Raw genomic sequence first — 19,267 nt, forward strand, 5'->3', positions numbered from 1 at the left:
GAATCTGCGGCGGCAGCTGTATGTTCGCCTGTTGCTGCGCCCGGTCGACAGTCTTTTGTCCAAAGGAGCGGCCTGGTCCATTTCTTGTCCAATTTCCCATACTATTTTCCGCTCTCGCTTCATATCGTTATGGTAAAGAACAAGCGGGAGATGGAGTTGAAATGAAAGCTTACGTTGCATTTTTGATGCAGATGATGATTTGGAGCAGTTTCTCATTGATCGAGTGGCTGTCAGGAAGAGACCGCCTGTTTTTCCGCGGGCTGATGCTGTGCATCTTTATGTACATCGCGTTTTTGCTGGCCCGCCAGCTCGGCTTGGCGACGCGCAAGGCGGCGCTGACGACGATTGGGACGGCGGCGGTGTACTTTGCCGGTCAGCATGTCATTTGGCAGGCCGTTCAATAAAAAACAGCGGTCGAATGCCCGCTGTTTACGCGCTGCCAAACACCATCGTCCGGCCGCTGAACAAGTGCAGTTCACCGCCGAGCGTTTTCGCCAGCCATTTGCTGAATTCATTGGCCTTCCCTTTATCCCCATGCGTCGCCCCCGGCGGCAGTGCGATGTCAATGAATGTCTCTTCTCCAGCTGTTCGCACGGAAATCGCCATCCCTTTGTACAAACGGCCGTCGCCTTGCAAGTAGAGAACGGATTCGTGTATGCGGACCGTATACGGGAAAGCGGCCTGTTCATACGCCCAACCAAGCTGTTCCCCTGTCTTTTTGAGCGCCATCTGGTAGCGCTCGAGCAGCTGTTTGACGTCCTCGATGGTCATCGTTTTCCCCGCAGGCAGCTTTAGATCGGTGTTCATCATTCCTTCCCCTCCCACCATTTCCATTGCGTCTTTATCCTTATTGTACCATATGTTGGCGGACAATAAATGGAAAAAGAGCGGTTTCAAAAAAGTTCTTTTTTATTAAATGTGATATACAAATTAGGATTGACAATTGAAATGTGATATATTATTATGAAATCAACAAGCGAATTTATCATCACAAAGGGGTTTTGGGGATGGGCACGATCGTATGTCAAACGTGTGATGCGACGATTGCGTATTTCGAAGATGAAAAAGTGACGACGCTTTATGGGAAATGTGATTGCTGCGAGCATGACCATGAGGGCGGAGAAAAAGAATAAAACGGTCAAACCGATGGGGGAAAGGAACGGATAGAGGCGCGCATGTCGACAAGTCACATGCGCGCCGTTTATTTTGGCAAAAAAGCACAAGCCAGGCAAAACCGGCTTGTGCGATCAGCGGATCGGTTTATATTCCTTAATGACGCGCAACGTCTGCAGCGTGTCGTCTTCCGGCCCTTGGACAGGGAGGCCGGCAGCCAAGTTCGTCTCAATATACTTCAAGTTTTCTTCCGTGATGATTTCGCCTGGAATAAAAATTGGAATGCCAGGCGGATACACCATCACAAATTCGGCGATGATTCGGCCGGCCGATTCGTGAAACGGCACGACTTCCGTTTCGGCGTAAAACGCATCGCGCGGCGTCAAGGCTAAGGCCGGGATGTCCGGAAGGAGCACTTTCGGCTTGATCCCTTTCTCTGCCTGATGGCTGAACTGCTTCGACAAGCGGCGGAGCGCTTCAACGAGCAGGCTCGCCTCCCGTTCGGTATCGCCCGGGGTGATGATGCACAAAATGTTGTATAAATCGGAAAGCTCGACTTCAATGTTGTACGTTTCGCGCAGCCACCGTTCGACGTCATGGCCGGTCAGCCCGAGCTCTTTAACCGAAATGATGAGCTTTGTCGGATCGTAGTCGTACGTTGCTTCCGTGCCTAAAATCTCTTCGCCGACGCAGTACAAATATGGAATCTCGTTGATTTGCCGGCGCGTCCAGTCGGCGAGTCGAATGGCTTTGTCGATGAGTTCACGCCCTTTCGTCGCCAACTGTTTGCGGGCGACATCAAGCGAAGCGAGCAACAAGTACGACGTTGAAGTCGTCGTCAGCATGCTTAAAATCGCCTGCACGTGTTTCGCGGAGACGAGTCCTTCGCGCACATTCAAAATCGAGCTTTGCGTCAGCGATCCGCCGAGCTTATGGACGCTTGTCGCCGCCATATCGGCGCCCGCTTGCATCGCTGAGAGCGGCAAGTCCTCATGAAAATGAATGTGCACGCCGTGCGCTTCGTCGACAAGCACCGGAACGTTGTACGAGTGGGCGATATCGACGATTTTTTTCAAATCGCCGGCAATGCCAAAGTACGTCGGGTTGATGACGAGCACCCCTTTGGCGTCCGGGTGCTGGCGGAGCGCTTTTTCCACTGCTTGCGGCGTAATGCCATGGGAAATGCCAAGCTCCTTGTCGATTTCGGGATGAATGAAAATCGGCGTCGCTCCAGAAAAGACAATGGCCGACATGACCGATTTATGGACGTTGCGCGGCACGATGATTTTATCGCCCGGCCCGGCGACCGACATGACCATCGTCATGATGGCGCCGCTCGTTCCTTGCACGGAAAAAAACGTATAATCGGCGCCGAACGCTTCGGCAGCGAGCTCCTGCGCCCGTTTGATCATCCCTTTTGGATGGTGCAAGTCATCGAGCGGGCTGATGTTGATTAAATCAATCGCCAAGGCGTTGTCTCCGATGAAAGCGCGAAACTCCGGATCCATGCCGGCCCCTTTTTTATGGCCGGGAATGTGAAATTGAACCGGATTTTTTTTCATATGCTCCAACAAACCGGTAAACAATGGTGTCTCGAGTTGCGACAATGGTTTTTCACACCTCTTTATCTCGAGGATAAAACAAGTGCATTATAGCATGGATTTTTCCGTTTGCAAAGAAGAAATGAATGGACGCTGAAAAAGGAAAACAGCGGTTCAAGAGAGAAATAAAAGAAAGACAAAGCAAAAAGGGGGCGTTATCGAAATGAAATGGAGAACGAGGGTGACAGAGCTGCTCGGCATTACATATCCGATCATTCAAGGGGGGCTCGCTTACTTGGCGTACGCTGATTTGGCCGCAGCGGTCTCGAACGCCGGTGGGCTCGGACAAATTACGGCGATGTCGCTCGATGGACCGGAGCAACTGCGCGAGGAAATCCGCAAGGTGAAGGAAAAAACCGATCGGCCGTTCGGCGTCAATTTCGCCATTGGCCAGCACGGCCGCCCGTTTGCTCATATGCTTGAAGCAGCGCTTGATGAGGGGGTGCCGGTCGTTTCGGTCACCGGCGGCAATCCGGCGCCGTTTTTTGAACAATTGAAAGGAACGAACGTGAAAAAGCTCGTGCTCGTTGCCGCCGTCCGCCAGGCAGTGAAAGCAGAGGAGCTCGGTGCTGATGCGGTGATGGTCGTCGGTCAGGAAGGGGGCGGGCATCTCGGCAAATACGATACTGGCACGTTCGTCCTTATTCCGAAAGTCGTTGACTCCGTATCGATTCCGGTCATCGCCTCGGGCGGCATCGCCGATGGACGCGGGTTGATGGCGGCATTGGCGCTTGGAGCGGAAGGGATTGAGATGGGAACGCGGTTTATCGCCACGAAAGAATGCGTTCATGCTCATCCCGCATATAAAGAAATGATTCTCAACGCCACCGAAAACGATACGGTCATCATTAAACGGTCGCTCGGGGCGCCAGGGCGGGTGCTGGCCAACGCCTGGGCGGAAAAAATATTGGAAATCGAGCGCCAAGGCGGTACGTATGATGATTTAAAAGAATATATTAGCGGAGAAGCGAACCGGCGCTTCATTTACGAAGGAAAGGTGGACGAAGGATTCGCTTGGGCCGGGCAGGCGATCGGGCTCATTCACGACGTTCCGTCCGTCGCTGAGTTGTTTGCCCGCATGATGGAAGAGGCGGAACAAATTCGGCGCCGTTGGGCAAACTAACGGTGGAGGTGGAACAATGGGTTATTCCTATCCATTTTCCTACGACTGGTCAACACAAGAAATCATTGATGGTCATAGTTCCCCTGGGATTATCGCTGTGGTATCATTCGAGCCACAACGGAAGCGCGGTAGGTAAACGCACAAATTAGTTGCATACACCCCTTTTTCCACATAATATAATATAAAACAAAATGAAGCAGCACATTCGTGACGGGCGCCGGAAGTTTAGCGGATGATCGAGAAAGGGGTGCGGACGAATATGAAAAAAACCGCCAATTCGCTGAAGCGACCAGATGGAGACAAACGCATGGCGGTGTTGCGGCTCGAACTCGATTACGAATTAGCGACGCTGTACGAGGCCATGATGGAAAACGATGAAGAAAAGAAAAAAGAGTGCAAACGGCGGCTTGAAAAGCTGCGCCAAGAACTGATGCGCCTTCAAGTATGATTCTGATTCAAGGCGAACCATCTTTCCGGTTCGTTTTTTTCTTGAGCCGCATCCGCCCCCGTTCCGGTTGCGATCTATACATAACCGAAGGCAGGAGGAATCAATATGGCAGAAAAATGGGAAGAAATCGACCGATACGCCCGGCAATGGATCGACGAAGCAGGAAAGCGCATCCGCGCCTCGTTTGCCAAACAGCTGACGGTGGAAGCGAAAGAGAACCCGAACGACTTAGTGACGAATGTTGACCGCGCCATTGAGCAGTTTTTCGCCGAGCACATCCGTCGCCAGTTCCCTAGCCACCGCCTGTTGGGGGAAGAAGGATTTGGCGACCGGATCGATGCCTTGGACGGCGTTGTTTGGGTGATTGACCCGATCGACGGCACGATGAATTTCGTTCATCAGCGGCGCCATTTTGCTGTATCGATCGGCATTTTTGAAGATGGCATCGGGCAGCTCGGCTACGTGTATGACGTCGTGTTTGACGAACTGTATGCGGCGCAAAAAGGGCGGGGGGTGTTTTTGAACGGGGAGCCGCTCGGCCTCCTGCAGCCCGCGCCAGTGGCGGAGTCGATCATCGCCATCAACGGGACATGGCTCATGGAAAACAAGCGCCTCGACCATCGCCCGCTCATGAGGCTGGCGAAAGAGGCGCGCGGCACGCGCTCGTATGGTTCAGCGGCGCTTGAGCTCGCGTATGTTGCCGCCGGCCGTTTGGACGCCTACATTTCGCCGCGCCTGTCGCCGTGGGATTTCGCCGGCGGGATGATTTTGATTGAAGAAGCGGGCGGAATGGTGACGACCCTTGACGGGAAGCCGCTGGATCTGCTTGGCCGCAATTCGGTGCTTGCTGCGAAACCTGGGGTGCACGAAGAAATTTTGCGGCGCTATCTTCACGATTGATGAGGCGCGAAATCGCGAAAACGGGACAAGCATCCAGCTTGTCCCGTTTTTCAACGCGTCCGTTTTTTATGGGCGAACCCGGCGCCCATGGCGGCGATCAAGATGACCGTGGAAGCGGCGATGCCGATCAAACTTTGCTCGGCGATGAAGACGCCGATCGCCATGATGGCGGCGACGGCAAGAATGGCGAGCAACAGCGGTACAGGCTCGATCCGTTTCATCCTATTTCGCGCAGGAGACTCCCACTTCAACGACCAAAGGGAGTAAGTGGGAGAGGAATGCGCGTTCCCCCTTTCTTTTGTATATGATAGAATAAAGGCGTGGAGAAAACCGTTCAATAAAGGCACTCCAATAAACTGCTGCTCGATGTATGGAGTTGGTTGCAGGAAACGTTGCAACGTAAAACATCGAGCGTAGGTCCGTCTGTTGTGTGTGGAAGCCAAGTACTGCCAACAGACACACCGAGAGAATCGGCAACGATGCAGGCATGACCTGCGTCGTTGGGCAGTCGTCAACCTGCCCCCTGATGCAACCCCAAGTCAAGGAAGGAGGACGAAGTCCGTTTGCACTTCTGGGGAGTGGCAAGCCCCCACTTCAAGCGTTCGCGAAGTGGGGGTAGTTGACTGGGTTGACTCCTTTCTGGCAAAGTGGGCGTCTTTTTCTAGTGTACAGGAAAACATGCCGATTTTCTATCGGTTGTGATATAATAGACAAGCAGTTTGCCGAACAGGAGTGACCGACATTGACGAACAAACGAATCGATCTCCGCAATATCGCGATCATCGCTCACGTCGACCATGGGAAAACGACGCTCGTTGATCAGCTGCTTCGGCAGTCAGGGACGTTCCGCGAAAACGAACAAGTCGCGGAGCGGGCGCTTGACCGCAACGATCTGGAGCGGGAGCGCGGCATTACGATTTTGGCCAAAAACACGGCTGTCTTGTATAAAGGAACGCGCATCAACATTTTGGATACGCCGGGACACGCTGATTTCGGGGGGGAAGTGGAGCGGATCATGCGCCTTGTCGACGGCGTCTTGCTTGTCGTCGATGCGTATGAAGGCTGCATGCCGCAGACGCGGTTTGTGCTCAAAAAAGCGCTTGAGCAGCAGCTTGTGCCGATCGTCGTCGTCAACAAAATCGACCGCGAATTTGCTCGGCCGGCGGAAGTCGTTGATGAGGTGCTCGACCTGTTTATCGAACTTGGTGCTTCTGAGGAGCAGCTCGAGTTTCCAGTCGTGTACACATCGGCGCTGCGCGGGACGGCAAGCCTCGATCCGGATCGCCAGGACGGTGACATGACCGCCTTGTTTGAGACGATCATCGAGCATATTCCGGCGCCGGCGGACAACCGCAACGAACCGTTGCAGTTTCAAGTGGCGTTGCTCGACTATAATGAATATGTCGGACGCATCGGCATCGGCCGCATTTTCCGCGGCACGATGAAAACAGGCCAGCAAGTTGCTCTTTTAAAGCGCGACGGTGCCGTCAAGATGTTTCGTGTCACGAAGCTGTTTGGTTTTATTGGGTTGAAGCGGATTGAGATTGAAGAAGCGCACGCTGGCGACATCGTCGCGGTCGCCGGGATGGAGGACATCAATGTCGGTGAAACGGTTTGCCCGCCCGATCATCAAGAGCCGCTGCCGCCGCTTCGCATCGATGAGCCGACGCTCAAAATGACGTTTCTCGTCAACAACAGCCCGTTTGCGGGGCGCGAAGGCAAATACGTGACGGCGAGAAAGCTGGAGGAGCGGCTTCGCACCCAGCTGGAGACGGATGTCAGTCTGCGCGTTGAGCCGACCGAGTCGCCGGATGCGTGGATTGTCTCCGGCCGCGGGGAGCTTCATTTGGCGATTTTGATTGAAAGCATGCGCCGCGAAGGATACGAACTGCAAGTATCGAAGCCGGAAGTCATTCTAAAAGAGATTGACGGTGTCACGTGCGAGCCGATCGAGCGGGTCGTCATGGACATCCCGGAGGAATATACGGGAGCGATCATGGAGTCGCTCGGCAGCCGCAAGGGCGAGCTCGTCGATATGGTGCACGGCGACAACGGGCAAGTGCGTCTCGTCTTCCTTGTGCCGTCGCGTGGCTTGATCGGCTATCGGAGTGAATTTATGTCGTTGACGCGCGGATATGGAATTTTAAACCATTCGTTTGACCATTATGCCCCCGTGCAGCCTGGCGCAATCGGCGGCCGCCGCCAAGGGGTGCTCGTCTCGATGGAAACCGGAAAGGCGACGGCTTACAGCATTATGCAACTTGAGGATCGCGGCACCATTTTTGTTGAGCCGGGCACTGAGGTGTACGAAGGGATGATCGTCGGCGAGCATAACCGCGAAAACGACCTGGTCGTCAACATTTGCCGCGAAAAACATGTCACCAACATGCGTTCATCGACGAAAGAACAGACGGTGACGATGAAAAAGCCGCGTCTGTTGACGCTTGAAGAAGCGCTCGAGTATTTGAATGATGATGAATATTGTGAAGTGACGCCAGCCTCGATCCGGTTGCGCAAAAAAATCTTGAATAAAAGCGAGCGTGAAAAGGCGGAGAAGAAAAAGAAAGCGGTTGAGCAGGCGAAATAGCCGGAAGCGCCATGCGCGCGTCTTTGGTTTGCGAACAATCGAAAACGCCTTGGAGAAGGGCGCTATTAGGATGAACGGGAGGGGAATGGTGTGAATGTGCTCGAACGGCTCACGTTTTTCGCCTCGCTTTATAAGGTGCACGATCATCCCGAGCGCGGTATGTGGCTATTGTATGTGACAGTGTTGCTGCTTGCTGCGCTTGTGTATCGACTCGGTTTTGCCCGCCGCCTGCCGCTGTTGAAAAACGTCATCATTTACGTTTTGCTGGCGCTTGGCTGCACGGTTTTGACCTTTTTTGCTGTCTTTTTGCCGGTGGCAGAAGGATTGGCCGTCGCCGCCCTCGTATTAATCATTTATAAAGTGCGCCTGAAGCAGGCGAAAGAGGGAGAAAAGTCATGAAATCCGTGCAGGATGCCCTTTATAACTGGCTGACGATCCACATCGTCGCCAAAGCCCGTCCGCACGATGCGGCGGCGCGCGATACGGCCTCGTTTTTCCGCGCCATCTTGGAAAACGACTTTGGTGTGACGGCCGTAGACGCCGTCAAAGATGAAACGAATGGGCAATACATCGTCGAATATGTGCGCGGCGGGGAAACAAGGGCGGCGTGTTTCCCGCTTGAGCTGGCTGAGGCGATGTGGCGGCAGATCGAAGCCGAACCGGAAAAGTATGGATGATGACAACCAAAAAGGCGCGGAAAAGCGATCGCTCTTCCGCACCGTTTTTTTTTGTGGGATCACCAATCATCGTCTGCGCGGCGGCCGCGATAGAAGCGGAACTTTCCTGTTGCCAGCCGCTGTTTCGTTTTTTCGGTGATGCGGTCGTGGCATTCGCGGCACATGTACGTGTGGATCGGGCGGTTGCGCAGCCGCTTGGCGAGCGGCGATTCATCGTCGATCGTATCGATTTGGTCGCAAAGCACGCATTTGACTCTCATTGTTCACCTCAATACATCCAAACGCGAAATGGTAGAGTGTTCTTTCGTTCCCATTATACCACATTTCCCGCCATCGTTTGTTGATTCAAATGCATTTCACTCCCGCTTTCCTCGGAAATGAGCCGCGCTTTCTGTTCCATTATAACCCACACAGAAACCGTTTATCGATTTAAATGTTCATTCGATTGCTTGTTTTGCTGTTCGTTCAGTTGCCGCTCCTCCCGTTCGTTCAGCTGTCCGTCATTTTCTTCGGTCGGCTTCGGCGTCGTTTCAAATAGGTCGCTTGGCACTTCCGGCATCACTCGTCCGACGATGTCGGCGATTTCGTTCATGAACGCTTGCACCGGCCTCCCCTCATCGATTTGCCGGCCGATGTTGCGCACGCGGGTGTAAAGATCTGGGTCAGCGACAATAATAGCGTTCGCACCGTACGGATCTTTTTGCAATGCTTCGGCGACGGAATATTTGATGGTGCCGACGCGTGAGGCATCCATATTGGCGCCGACGTCAATGCCGACGATGGCATATTTGCCGACGACGATCGCGGCGGCATTGTGAACGTTTGGAACACGGTCGGCGATTTCTGCAAGCCGGCGGGCGATCTCTTGCCCGGATTTGTTCTCGACGCGTTCATCGACCGTATTTTTGACGCGCACGAGTGAACGATTGGGCTCGTTCGCTTCATGATCGTTTCCAAACGTGCAGCCGCTGAAAATCAAAAGGGGAAGGAAGAAAACGGCGAGCCAGCAGTTTCTCTTCATAATGGGCCACCTCGACTTTTTTTCTTTAGTTTGCAAATGTCCTTCTATCTTTATACATGTTTTCATATGTTGTATTACAGCCATTCCCATCCAACGGAAAAACGTGAAAAACTCACATGGGGGGAAGCGGAATTTGGGAAAAAAAATTTACGTGCTCGATACGAACGTGCTGTTGCAAGATCCGTATTCGATTTTCGCGTTTGAGGATAATGAGGTCGTCATTCCAGCGGTCGTGCTTGAGGAAGTGGATTCGAAAAAGCGGTATATGGATGAAATTGGTAGAAATGCCCGCCAAGTGTCAAAGCTCATCGACCGTCTGCGCGAAAACGGCAAGCTGCATGAAAAAATTCCGCTTGAAAACGGAGGGGCGCTGCGCATTGAGTTGAACCATCGTTCGTTTCATCAACTGCAAGAAATTTTTGTCGAAAAAACAAATGACAACCGCATTCTGGCGGTGGCGAAAAATTTATCGCTTGAAGAGCAGGCGAAGGAAGATGGACGCTCCGTCATTTTGGTGAGCAAAGATGCGCTCGTGCGCGTCAAAGCGGATGCCATCGGGCTGCAGGCAGAAGACTTTTTAAGCGACCGCGTCGTTGATGTCGACCATATTTACAGCGGATTTTTGGAGCTGTACATAGGAAAGGACCACCTGCAGCGGTTTTACGACAAAGGGGAGCTCGTGCTCGCTGATATCGCCGACCACCCGTTTTATCCGAACCAGTTCATCATTATGAAAGACGCGTTTGGCAGCTCGGCGTCAGCGATTGGCATTGTCGACCAAAACGGCAAAAAAGTGAAAAAGCTCATCTTCCATCACGAACATATATGGGGCATTCGCCCGCGCAACGTGCAGCAGACGATGGCGTTTGAGCTTCTCATGCGCGACGACATTCCGCTTGTGACGCTAATCGGCAAAGCCGGAACGGGCAAGACGTTGCTTGCCCTTGCCGCGGGGTTGATGCAAACGGAAGATTTGCGCACATACAAAAAATTGCTCGTCGCTCGGCCGATTGTGCCGATGGGGAAAGATCTCGGCTTTCTGCCGGGGGAAAAGGAAGAAAAGCTGCGCCCGTGGATGCAGCCGATTTTTGACAACTTGGAATACTTGTTCAACACGAAAAAACCGGGGGAGCTCGATGCGATTTTAGCCGGCATGAGCTCGATTGAAGTGGAGGCGCTCACGTACATCCGCGGCCGGAGCCTGCCGGAGCAGTTTATCATCATTGATGAGGCGCAAAATTTAACGAAGCATGAAGTGAAGACGATTTTGACGCGCGTCGGGGAGAAAAGCAAAATTATTTTAATGGGCGATCCGGAACAGATCGACCATCCGTATTTGGATGAATATAACAACGGGTTGACGTACGTCGTCGAAAAGTTTAAAGACCAAAAAATCGCCGGTCATATCCGGCTCGTCAAAGGGGAGCGTTCGGCGCTCGCCCAGCTTGCCGCTGATTTGCTGTAGCTAGGCGTTCCTCAGAGCATCCGCCGTTAAAGAACGGGTGCCAGGCGCGCGGCCCGCCGCCACGAACGTTTCGAAAGGCGCCCGCCGCCTGGGGCGCTGCGGAAAACATCTAGGTTCCAAGCGCTTGAGGCGGTTGAAGGCGTCAAAACCTCAAACACCGGGCCGCCCCTTCATGGGGCGGCCGGTCATCGGACGACGAGCCGACGCACATGAGTAATCGGCGCCTCACGGTTGGAGCCGTCGCCAAAATAAATGTGCACCGGACCGTCGTCGCGTAGCGGTTTTCCGTTTTGGGAAAAAGCGAAAATCAGGTCGTACGCCTTTTCCAGAGGGATCACGGTTTCTCCATGTTCCGTCTCAATGACAAGTTCAGACGCGTCTTCATGCGGCTCAGCGTTTCGCAAAAATGGGGCGAACGGCATGCCGAACGAGCCGGTGATGATTTTCTCCTTCAAAAAGCGCCGCTCCGTTTTCAACGTCGGCGGAAAAACCGCGCCCTCTTGAATTTCCCGGTCCCAAAATGCCGACAGCTTTTTGATTTCCTCGTCCTCTTGCTCCGCTTCCGTCGGCTGTGGAGCCGGCTCCGAAAAATACGCATCCATGTCCACTTTCCGGTCGTCGAAAATCCAGACGCCGGGGTCAAGCGTGATCGTAAACTTCACCTTTCCTGTCAGCACAATAATATCGTTCATGAAACACCTCTCCTCTGCATGTTCCCACCGTTTTTAGTATAATAATAATGAAAGAGCTTGTCATGTTCTAGGCCCGGTTGCTGTCAACGGTTTCAACTTGCAAAATGGCTTGTTTCACGTTAAGATGTAAAGAAGGATAGGGGAGAGAACGGAGGGATCGATGTGACGGACGAATCGATGAGCTATCGGGAGAAGGCGTACGCGCTTTTACAAGCGGATGCAGAGAAAATCATCCAACTCATCCGCGTGCAAATGGACCATTTGACGATGCCGCAATGTCCGGTGTATGAAGAAGTGCTTGACACGCAAATGTTCGGTTTGTCACGGGAAATTGATTTTGCGGTGCGCCTCGGGCTTGTGGAGGCGAAAGACGGAAAGGCGCTCCTTGACCGGCTTGAGCGCGAACTTTCCACGTTGCACGAGGCCGTGGCCAAAAAGCGCGTGCGATAAAGGATATATAAAACAACTCAAACGATTGGTTTCCCGTCGTTTGAGTTTTTCTGTTTTTCGGCAGGAAAACAGCGCGCCGCTGCGAATGATTTTATGTACATACATGTTCACAGGGAAGAGGAACGATGGAACGACAATTATGGAAAAAAGTATTGAAGTGCTATGATTATCCGCTGATCGCCGCGGTCATCATGCTGTCGTTGTTCGGATTGATTATGGTGTACAGCTCGAGCATGGTCACCGCCGTCATCCGCTTTGAAGTGCCAAGCGACTATTTTTACGAGCGGCAAAAACTGTGGCTGATTGCCGGATTCATCGCGTTCGCCATTATGATGGCGATTCCGTATAAAGTGTGGCGGGCGGAGCGATGGGTGAAACTTGTCTTTTTTGCTTCTCCATTGATGCTGATCGCCGTCGCTTTTCTCGGCCATACGGCCAACAACGCAACAAGCTGGTTTCGCGTCGGGGCGCTTTCGATCCAACCGGCGGAGCTCGCGAAGCTCGGTCTGATTTTATACTTGGCCGCAGCGTTCGCCAACAAGCGGAAGCGGCTGGCCGAGCCGGCGAAAAGCAATTTGTTCCCCATTTATTATACATTGGTGATTTGTTTCCTGATTGCCATACAGCCTGACTTCGGAACGGCGGCGATCGTGTTTGCCATCGCGATGTGCATCATTGTTTCGTCCGGTTTGCGCCTCGTGTTGCTTCTAAAGCAGCTGCTTTTTTTTACATTGATCGGGACGGTGCTGTCACCGTTTTGGCTCCCGGTTGCGGGCAAAAAAATTTTTTCTCCTGAACGGGTATCGCGTCTTTACAGCTTTTTGGATCCCTTTCAATACGCAAACGGCGATGGCTACCAGCTCGTGAATTCGTATTTGGCGATCGGGCTTGGCGGGCTGAAAGGAGTGGGGCTTGGCAAAGGCATTCAAAAATACGGCTACCTGCCAGAGTCGCACACCGATTTTATTATGGCGGTCATCGCCGAAGAGCTCGGCTTATTTGGTGTAGCGTTCACGCTTGGGTTATTGGCGTTTATCGTGCTGCGCGGGCTTTGGATTGCCCGCCGCTCCCACGATGCGTTTGGGAGCCTGCTTGCGATCGGCATCTCCGTCATGATCGGCTTTCAAACGTTCATTAACGTTGGTGGGGTCGTTGGCCTTATTCCGATTACAGGGGTGCCGCTGCCGCTCGTCAGCTATGGGGGAACGTCGCTTGTCCTGACCATGGCTTCGCTCGGTCTTTTGGTGAACATTTCGATGTTTGCAAAGTACGAACAACGGTATAAAAAAGCGGAAAAAACGATGGTCAGCAAACAGAAAAGAGGTCTGACTTTTTAGAAAGTGTATTTACAAATCGGCAAAACTTTTATACTTTTATTAAATAAAGGAGGAGGGACAGAATGAGGACAAGACGAATTCGCAAAGTGCTGGCAGCCAACCGGGGAGAGATCGCCATTCGCGTTTTCCGCGCCTGCACGGAGCTTGATATCCGCACCGTGGCGATTTATTCGAAGGAAGACACCGGATCGTACCACCGCTACAAAGCGGATGAGGCGTATTTAGTCGGGGAAGGGAAAAAGCCGATCGAAGCCTACTTGGACATCGAAGGCATCATTGAGATCGCCAAAGCCCACGATGTCGATGCCATCCACCCGGGTTATGGGTTTTTGTCGGAAAACATTCAATTTGCCAAACGGTGCCGCGAAGAGGGGATTATTTTCATCGGCCCGAACGAAGAACATTTGGATATGTTCGGCGATAAAGTGAAAGCGCGCCATGCGGCCATGAAGGCGGGCATTCCGGTCATCCCGGGCAGCGATGGACCGGTCGGCGGCCTTGAAGACGTCGTCCGTTTTGCTGAGACGCACGGATACCCGATCATCATTAAAGCGGCGCTTGGCGGCGGCGGCCGGGGCATGCGCATCGTCCGCTCAAAGTCGGAAGTGAAGGAAGCGTTTGAGCGGGCTAAGTCGGAAGCGAAAGCGGCGTTTGGCAGCGATGACGTTTATGTTGAAAAGCTGATCGAAAAGCCGAAGCATATTGAAGTGCAAATTTTGGGCGACCACGAAGGAAACATCGTTCACCTTTATGAACGCGACTGCTCGGTGCAGCGCCGCCATCAAAAAGTCGTGGAAGTCGCGCCGAGCGTCTCGTTGTCGGACGAGCTGCGCGAGCGCATTTGCGAGGCGGCGGTCCGGCTCATGAGAAGCGTCGGCTACGTCAACGCTGGCACGGTTGAGTTTCTCGTCTCCGGAGATGAGTTTTATTTCATCGAAGTCAATCCGCGCATTCAAGTTGAGCATACGATCACCGAAATGATCACCGGGATTGACATCGTCCAGTCGCAAATTTTAATCGCCGACGGATTTTCGCTCCACAGCCCGGAAGTCGGCATTCCAAAGCAGGAAGACATCCGCATCAACGGCTACGCCATTCAGTCGCGGGTGACGACGGAAGATCCGCTCAACAACTTTATGCCGGATACGGGAAAAATTATGGCGTACCGTTCCGGCGGCGGTTTTGGCGTGCGCTTGGACGCCGGCAATGGCTTCCAAGGGGCGGTCATTACGCCGTATTACGATTCGCTGCTCGTGAAAGTGTCGACATGGGCGTTGACGTTTGAGCAGGCGGCAAGAAAAATGCTCCGCAACTTGCGCGAATTCCGCATCCGCGGCATTAAAACGAACATTCCGTTTTTGGAAAACGTCGTTCAGCATCCGAAATTTTTGTCGGGGGAATACGATACGTCATTTATCGATACGACGCCGGAATTGTTTGTATTCCCGCGCCGAAAAGACCGCGGGACGAAAATGCTTACGTACATCGGCACCGTGACGGTCAACGGCTTCCCTGGCATCGGCAAAAAGAAAAAGCCGGTGTTTGACAAACCGCGCGTGCCGAAGGTGAGCCAAACGGAACCGATCCCAGCGGGAACGAAGCAAATTTTGGATGAACGCGGACCTGAAGGGCTTGTTCGCTGGATCCAAGAGCAGCCGCGCGTGCTCTTGACCGATACGACGTTCCGTGACGCTCATCAGTCGTTGTTGGCGACCCGCGTCCGCACGATCGACTTGTTGCGGATCGCTGAGCCGACGGCGCGTTTGCTGCCCAACTTATTCTCGCTTGAGATGTGGGGCGGGGCGACGTTTGATGTGGCGTACCGCTTTTTGAAGGAGGATCCGTGGGACCGCCTCCTGAAGCTGCGCGAGCGCATTCCAAACGTGCTGTTCCAGATGCTGCTTCGGTCGGCCAACGCCGTGGGGTATAAAAACTATCCCGACAACGTCATCCGCGAGTTCGTCGACAAATCAGCGCAAGCCGGCATTGATGTGTTCCGCATTTTCGACAGCCTAAACTGGGTGAAAGGGATGACGGTGGCGATCGATGCCGTCCGGCAAAGCGGCAAAATCGCCGAGGCGGCTATTTGCTATACGGGCGATATTTTAGACCCGAATCGGCCGAAGTACAATTTGGATTATTACAAAGCCTTGGCGAAAGAGCTCGAGCAAGCCGGAGCGCACATTTTAGGCATTAAGGATATGGCTGGTCTGTTGAAGCCGCAGGCGGCGTACGTGCTCATTTCCGCGCTTAAGGAGACGGTCAGCATTCCGATCCATTTGCATACGCACGATACGAGCGGCAACGGTATTTACACGTACGCCAAAGCGATCGAAGCCGGCGTCGATATCGTCGATGTCGCCGTCAGCTCGATGGCCGGCTTGACGTCGCAGCCGAGCGCCAATACGCTCTACTATGCCCTTGAAGGAACGGAGCGGGCGCCGGAGGTTGATATTTACGGCCTTGAGCAGTTGGCCCGCTATTGGGAAGACGTGCGCAAATTTTATCAAGAGTTTGAAAGCGGCATGAACGCGCCGCATACGGAAGTATACATGCATGAGATGCCAGGCGGCCAGTACAGCAACCTGCAACAGCAGGCGAAAGCGGTCGGCCTCGGCGATCGGTGGGATGAAGTGAAAGAAATGTACCGCCGCGTCAACGACTTGTTCGGCGACATCGTCAAAGTGACGCCATCATCGAAAGTCGTCGGCGACATGGCGCTTTACATGGTGCAAAACAATTTGACGGAGCAAGACATTTTTGAACGCGGCGAAACGCTTAATTTCCCAGACTCAGTCGTGGAGTTTTTCGAAGGCTATTTAGGCCAGCCGCATGGCGGGTTTCCGAAAGAGTTGCAACGCATTATTTTGAAAGGGCGCGAACCGATCACCGTTCGCCCGGGCGAGCTGCTTGAGCCGGTTGATTTCGAGCAAATCAAGCGGGAGCTGTATGACAAGCTCGGCCGCGAAGTGACCGACTTTGACGCCATTGCCTATGCGCTTTATCCGAAAGTGTTTTTGGAATATGCCGAAACGGTCGAAAAATACGGCGATATTTCCGTGCTCGATACACCGACGTTCCTGTACGGCATGCGCCTCGGCGAGGAAATTGAAGTGGAGATTGAGCGTGGGAAAACGCTCATCGTCAAACTCGTCTCCATCGGCCAGCCTCAGGCGGACGGCACACGCGTCGTTTACTTCGAGCTGAACGGCCAGCCGCGCGAAGTCATCATCCGCGATGAAAGCATCAAAGCGGCCGTTGCTGAGCGCATCAAGGCCGATCGGACGAATCCGAACCACATTGCCGCCACGATGCCGGGCACGGTGGTGAAAGTGCTCGTGGAGAAAGGGGAAAAAGTTGACAAAGGCGACCATTTGATGGTAACGGAAGCCATGAAGATGGAAACGACGGTGCAGGCGCCGTTTGCCGGCATTGTCAAAGACATTTACGTCAAAAGCGGCGACGCCATTCAGGCGGGCGATTTGCTGATTGAGCTGTCCAAATGAAACGGTCTATACCGAACAAAAAAAGGGGTGCCCAAGTTTTGGCGGGCATCCCTTTTTGTTTGCGGATGGATGGCCGTCATTTCAACGTGGCCGGCGCCGCTTCCTCGGCTGAGTGGTCGGCGGCTTTTACCGGCGCCCGGCGGGTGCGGAGCGCCAAGAGCAATAAATAGCTGAGCACGCCGAACAGGCAGGAAATGAAAAAGGCATGCGCCAAGGCAATGTATAAATTCAGCTGCGTAAAAACGACAAGCGCTCCGGTTGTCATTTGCGCGAGCACGAGCAAAAGAGCGATGAGCCATCCGTAGTAGATGACCGGCTGTTCGCGATAATGACGCACAGCGTGTATGGCGGCAGCAGCGATCCAAATGATGATGACAAGAGCGGCCAATCGATGACCCATCTGCACCCATTCATGAAACTGAGCCGGGAGGAGGCGCGTTTTCGCGCAAAGCGGCCAGCTCGGACAGGCGAGGCTGGCGTTCGTATGGCGCACGAGCGCCCCGGTGTAGACGACGATGTATGAGTATATGGTGATGCCGTAAATATGAAACCGCATTTTGCCGTCAAGCGAAAGGGAAGCGGCGGAAAACGTTTTGTCGATTTCAAAAATCAATAGCGTCAACAGCAACACAGCGGCAAACGAAATGAGCGAAATGCCGAAATGCAAGGCGAGGACGAAATCGGACTGCCCCCACACGACCGCGGCGGCGCCGATCAGCCCTTGCAAGACGAGAAAGACAAACGATATGACAGCTAAAAACTTTGTCTCCCGCACATGGCCAATGGCTCTCCACGCCCAGATGGAAAGGATGAGCACCATGATGCCGGCAAAGCCGGAAACGAGTCGATGGCTCAGCTCGATGATGAGCTCAGGCGTAATCTGATCCGGCACCCATTGGCCGTTGCACAGCGGCCATGATCGGCCGCACCCCATGCCGGAGCCGGTTTTGGTCACAAGCGCTCCACCAATTAAAACAAACAACATTGCCAACGTGGTTGCCGAGGCAAACCATTTCAGTGAACGTTGCAAAATCTTCACCTTCTTGTATTGAGAAACTGTGATTTTGTCCATATTAGTAAAGTGATGGATTTTATTGCAGCCAACCGTGCTGCCAAGCCAAATCTATTTTACACGATGGCGGCCGGAAACACAAAATGACGTTTGCATATTGAATAAGTCGATTAAGTTTGCTAGAAATATTAATGGGACAAGCGAATGAGCCGTTTTGGGTGCGCGCATTCAAAAATTTGACACAAATTATTCAAAAAAAGTTCACATGATGAGGAAAAAATGTGATTTAATATAAAGAGGAAACAGCCCGTTTTGGCTATTTGGCGTTGGAAAGAATTTCAGGCAACATCACGGCGCCGGCCGGGCAAGGAGCGGCGCAGCGAGGAGGAACAGGAGACATGGCCGAATTGAAAGCGGTGCACCAGGATGCGGCCGATGCCGGTCATCGCTCGCATGTGAGCGTCAAGACAGTTTGGAGAGAGTTATCGTCTGTTGTGAAAATCGGAATCGTCAATTCGAATTTGATTACGACGTTCGCCGGGATGTGGCTGGCGTTTTATTTTACTGGGGAACACTTTTTGGAGAACCTGCATCTTGTTTTTTTCACGCTGTTTGGGGCAGCGCTTGTCATCGCGGGTTCATGTGCGATCAACAACTACATTGACCGCGACATTGATCAATATATGGAGCGAACGAAAGCACGCCCGACCGTCACCGGGACGATGGATCCGCGGCGGGTGCTTTGGCTTGGGATTGGTCTTGTCGCAATCGGCGAGATGAGCCTGCTTATGACAACGGTTACGGCTGCTGTCGTTGGATTGATCGGTATGGTGACATACGTCTTTTTATATACGCTTTGGACGAAGCGCCATTACACGATCAACACCGTTGTCGGCAGCATTTCCGGCGCGGTGCCGCCGGTGATCGGCTGGACGGCGGTTGATCCGGATTTCCATATTGTTCCGTTCATCCTGTTTTTAATCATGTTTTTGTGGCAGCCGCCGCACTTTTTGGCGTTGGCGATGAAGCGGTGTGAAGAATACCGCACCGCCGGCATCCCGATGCTGCCGGTCGTCCATGGATTCGCCATGACGAAGCGGCAAATCATCGTTTGGGTGGCGTGTTTGCTGCCGTTGCCGTTTTACTTGTTCTCGCTTGGCGTTCCATTTTTAGTCGTGGCCACGCTGCTCAATGTCGGCTGGCTGCTGCTGGGATTGGCGGGTTTGAAAATGAAAGATGACATCAAATGGGCGAAGTGGATGTTCGTCTATTCGCTCAACTATTTGACCATTTTGTTCGTGGCAATGGTCATCGCTACGATTTGGTGAGCAGGTT

Annotated in this window: 20 protein-coding genes; 13 read left to right on the forward strand and 7 right to left on the reverse strand. The window is 53.2% G+C overall.

Annotation, left to right across the window (positions count from 1 at the left end; genetic code table 11):
- Positions 1-161: 161 nt before the first annotated feature.
- Positions 162-404, forward strand: coding sequence for a hypothetical protein (locus ETR37_RS15965; protein ID WP_011230562.1), 243 nt, complete (start codon positions 162-164; stop codon positions 402-404).
- Positions 405-429: 25 nt separating this feature from the next.
- Here the strand turns inward: ETR37_RS15965 and ETR37_RS15970 are convergent, their stop codons facing one another.
- Positions 430-810 carry a DUF1885 family protein gene (locus ETR37_RS15970; RefSeq protein WP_013145895.1) on the reverse strand — a complete coding sequence of 127 codons (381 nt, stop codon included), beginning with the start codon at positions 808-810 and terminating at the stop codon, positions 430-432.
- A gap of 197 nt (positions 811-1,007) precedes the next feature.
- Here ETR37_RS15970 and ETR37_RS15975 point away from each other — a divergent pair, with 197 nt between their 5' ends.
- Complete coding sequence (locus tag ETR37_RS15975; RefSeq protein ID WP_025949695.1) at positions 1,008-1,133, forward strand: GapA-binding peptide SR1P; 126 nt, start codon at positions 1,008-1,010, stop codon at positions 1,131-1,133.
- 114 nt (positions 1,134-1,247) lie between these two features.
- Here ETR37_RS15975 and ETR37_RS15980 read toward each other — a convergent pair whose 3' ends face one another.
- Complete coding sequence (locus ETR37_RS15980; protein WP_011230565.1) at positions 1,248-2,720, reverse strand: aminotransferase class I/II-fold pyridoxal phosphate-dependent enzyme; 1,473 nt, start codon at positions 2,718-2,720, stop codon at positions 1,248-1,250.
- 157 nt (positions 2,721-2,877) lie between these two features.
- Between ETR37_RS15980 and ETR37_RS15985 the strand changes: the two genes are divergently transcribed.
- The 3 genes from ETR37_RS15985 to ETR37_RS15995 all read left to right on the forward strand — a co-directional run bounded on the left by ETR37_RS15985 (position 2,878) and on the right by ETR37_RS15995 (position 5,185).
- Complete coding sequence (locus ETR37_RS15985) at positions 2,878-3,837, forward strand: NAD(P)H-dependent flavin oxidoreductase (RefSeq protein ID WP_015374337.1); 960 nt, start codon at positions 2,878-2,880, stop codon at positions 3,835-3,837.
- 232 nt (positions 3,838-4,069) lie between these two features.
- Complete coding sequence (locus ETR37_RS15990) at positions 4,070-4,285, forward strand: hypothetical protein (RefSeq protein WP_013145893.1); 216 nt, start codon at positions 4,070-4,072, stop codon at positions 4,283-4,285.
- Between the two features lie 105 nt (positions 4,286-4,390).
- Positions 4,391-5,185 carry an inositol monophosphatase family protein gene (locus ETR37_RS15995; RefSeq protein WP_013523314.1) on the forward strand — a complete coding sequence of 265 codons (795 nt, stop codon included), beginning with the start codon at positions 4,391-4,393 and terminating at the stop codon, positions 5,183-5,185.
- A 50-nt stretch (positions 5,186-5,235) separates the two neighbouring features.
- On the opposite strand, the gene ETR37_RS19240 is transcribed toward ETR37_RS15995, so the two are convergent.
- Positions 5,236-5,406 carry a DUF5325 family protein gene (locus ETR37_RS19240; protein ID WP_014195347.1) on the reverse strand — a complete coding sequence of 57 codons (171 nt, stop codon included), beginning with the start codon at positions 5,404-5,406 and terminating at the stop codon, positions 5,236-5,238.
- Positions 5,407-5,927: 521 nt separating this feature from the next.
- Between ETR37_RS19240 and typA the strand changes: the two genes are divergently transcribed.
- From typA to ETR37_RS16015, 3 genes are all read left to right on the forward strand, one after another.
- Positions 5,928-7,772, forward strand: coding sequence for a translational GTPase TypA (gene typA, locus ETR37_RS16005; RefSeq protein ID WP_013145890.1), 1,845 nt, complete (start codon positions 5,928-5,930; stop codon positions 7,770-7,772).
- A gap of 90 nt (positions 7,773-7,862) precedes the next feature.
- Entirely contained in the window at positions 7,863-8,171 is a 309-nt protein-coding gene (locus tag ETR37_RS16010) for a YlaH-like family protein (protein WP_011230571.1), read from the forward strand.
- Positions 8,168-8,449 carry a hypothetical protein gene (locus ETR37_RS16015; RefSeq protein WP_013145888.1) on the forward strand — a complete coding sequence of 94 codons (282 nt, stop codon included), beginning with the start codon at positions 8,168-8,170 and terminating at the stop codon, positions 8,447-8,449. The genes ETR37_RS16010 and ETR37_RS16015 overlap by 4 nt, the downstream gene beginning before the upstream one ends.
- Before the next feature lie 59 nt (positions 8,450-8,508).
- On the opposite strand, the gene ETR37_RS16020 is transcribed toward ETR37_RS16015, so the two are convergent.
- A complete protein-coding gene (locus tag ETR37_RS16020) occupies positions 8,509-8,709 on the reverse strand; it encodes a YlaI family protein (RefSeq protein WP_013145887.1) in 201 nt (66 codons plus the stop codon).
- Between the two features lie 161 nt (positions 8,710-8,870).
- Positions 8,871-9,470: a YhcN/YlaJ family sporulation lipoprotein gene (locus ETR37_RS16025; RefSeq protein WP_013145886.1), complete on the reverse strand. Its 600-nt coding sequence runs from the start codon at positions 9,468-9,470 to the stop codon at positions 8,871-8,873.
- A gap of 133 nt (positions 9,471-9,603) precedes the next feature.
- Between ETR37_RS16025 and ETR37_RS16030 the strand changes: the two genes are divergently transcribed.
- The gene (locus tag ETR37_RS16030) at positions 9,604-10,935 is read left to right on the forward strand and encodes a PhoH family protein (protein WP_011230575.1); all 1,332 of its coding nucleotides are present in this window, start codon (positions 9,604-9,606) and stop codon (positions 10,933-10,935) included.
- A 185-nt stretch (positions 10,936-11,120) separates the two neighbouring features.
- On the opposite strand, the gene ETR37_RS16035 is transcribed toward ETR37_RS16030, so the two are convergent.
- Entirely contained in the window at positions 11,121-11,627 is a 507-nt protein-coding gene (locus ETR37_RS16035) for a molybdopterin-binding protein (protein WP_011230576.1), read from the reverse strand.
- Positions 11,628-11,789: 162 nt separating this feature from the next.
- On the opposite strand from ETR37_RS16035, the gene ETR37_RS16040 reads away from it, so the two are divergent.
- From ETR37_RS16040 to pyc, 3 genes are all read left to right on the forward strand, one after another.
- Positions 11,790-12,077 carry an Fpa/YlaN family protein gene (locus tag ETR37_RS16040; protein WP_011230577.1) on the forward strand — a complete coding sequence of 96 codons (288 nt, stop codon included), beginning with the start codon at positions 11,790-11,792 and terminating at the stop codon, positions 12,075-12,077.
- A 125-nt stretch (positions 12,078-12,202) separates the two neighbouring features.
- The gene (gene ftsW, locus ETR37_RS16045) at positions 12,203-13,414 is read left to right on the forward strand and encodes a putative lipid II flippase FtsW (protein ID WP_013523316.1); all 1,212 of its coding nucleotides are present in this window, start codon (positions 12,203-12,205) and stop codon (positions 13,412-13,414) included.
- A 62-nt stretch (positions 13,415-13,476) separates the two neighbouring features.
- The gene (gene pyc / locus ETR37_RS16050; protein WP_060788363.1) at positions 13,477-16,920 is read left to right on the forward strand and encodes a pyruvate carboxylase; all 3,444 of its coding nucleotides are present in this window, start codon (positions 13,477-13,479) and stop codon (positions 16,918-16,920) included.
- 76 nt (positions 16,921-16,996) lie between these two features.
- Here pyc and ETR37_RS16055 read toward each other — a convergent pair whose 3' ends face one another.
- Positions 16,997-17,950: a COX15/CtaA family protein gene (locus tag ETR37_RS16055; protein ID WP_015374340.1), complete on the reverse strand. Its 954-nt coding sequence runs from the start codon at positions 17,948-17,950 to the stop codon at positions 16,997-16,999.
- 380 nt (positions 17,951-18,330) lie between these two features.
- Between ETR37_RS16055 and cyoE the strand changes: the two genes are divergently transcribed.
- Positions 18,331-19,260, forward strand: coding sequence for a heme o synthase (gene cyoE, locus ETR37_RS16060; protein WP_015374341.1), 930 nt, complete (start codon positions 18,331-18,333; stop codon positions 19,258-19,260).
- Positions 19,261-19,267: the final 7 nt, after the last annotated feature.

Source organism: Geobacillus sp. PK12 (assembly GCF_004123125.1).
GTDB lineage: Bacteria > Bacillota > Bacilli > Bacillales > Anoxybacillaceae > Geobacillus > Geobacillus zalihae.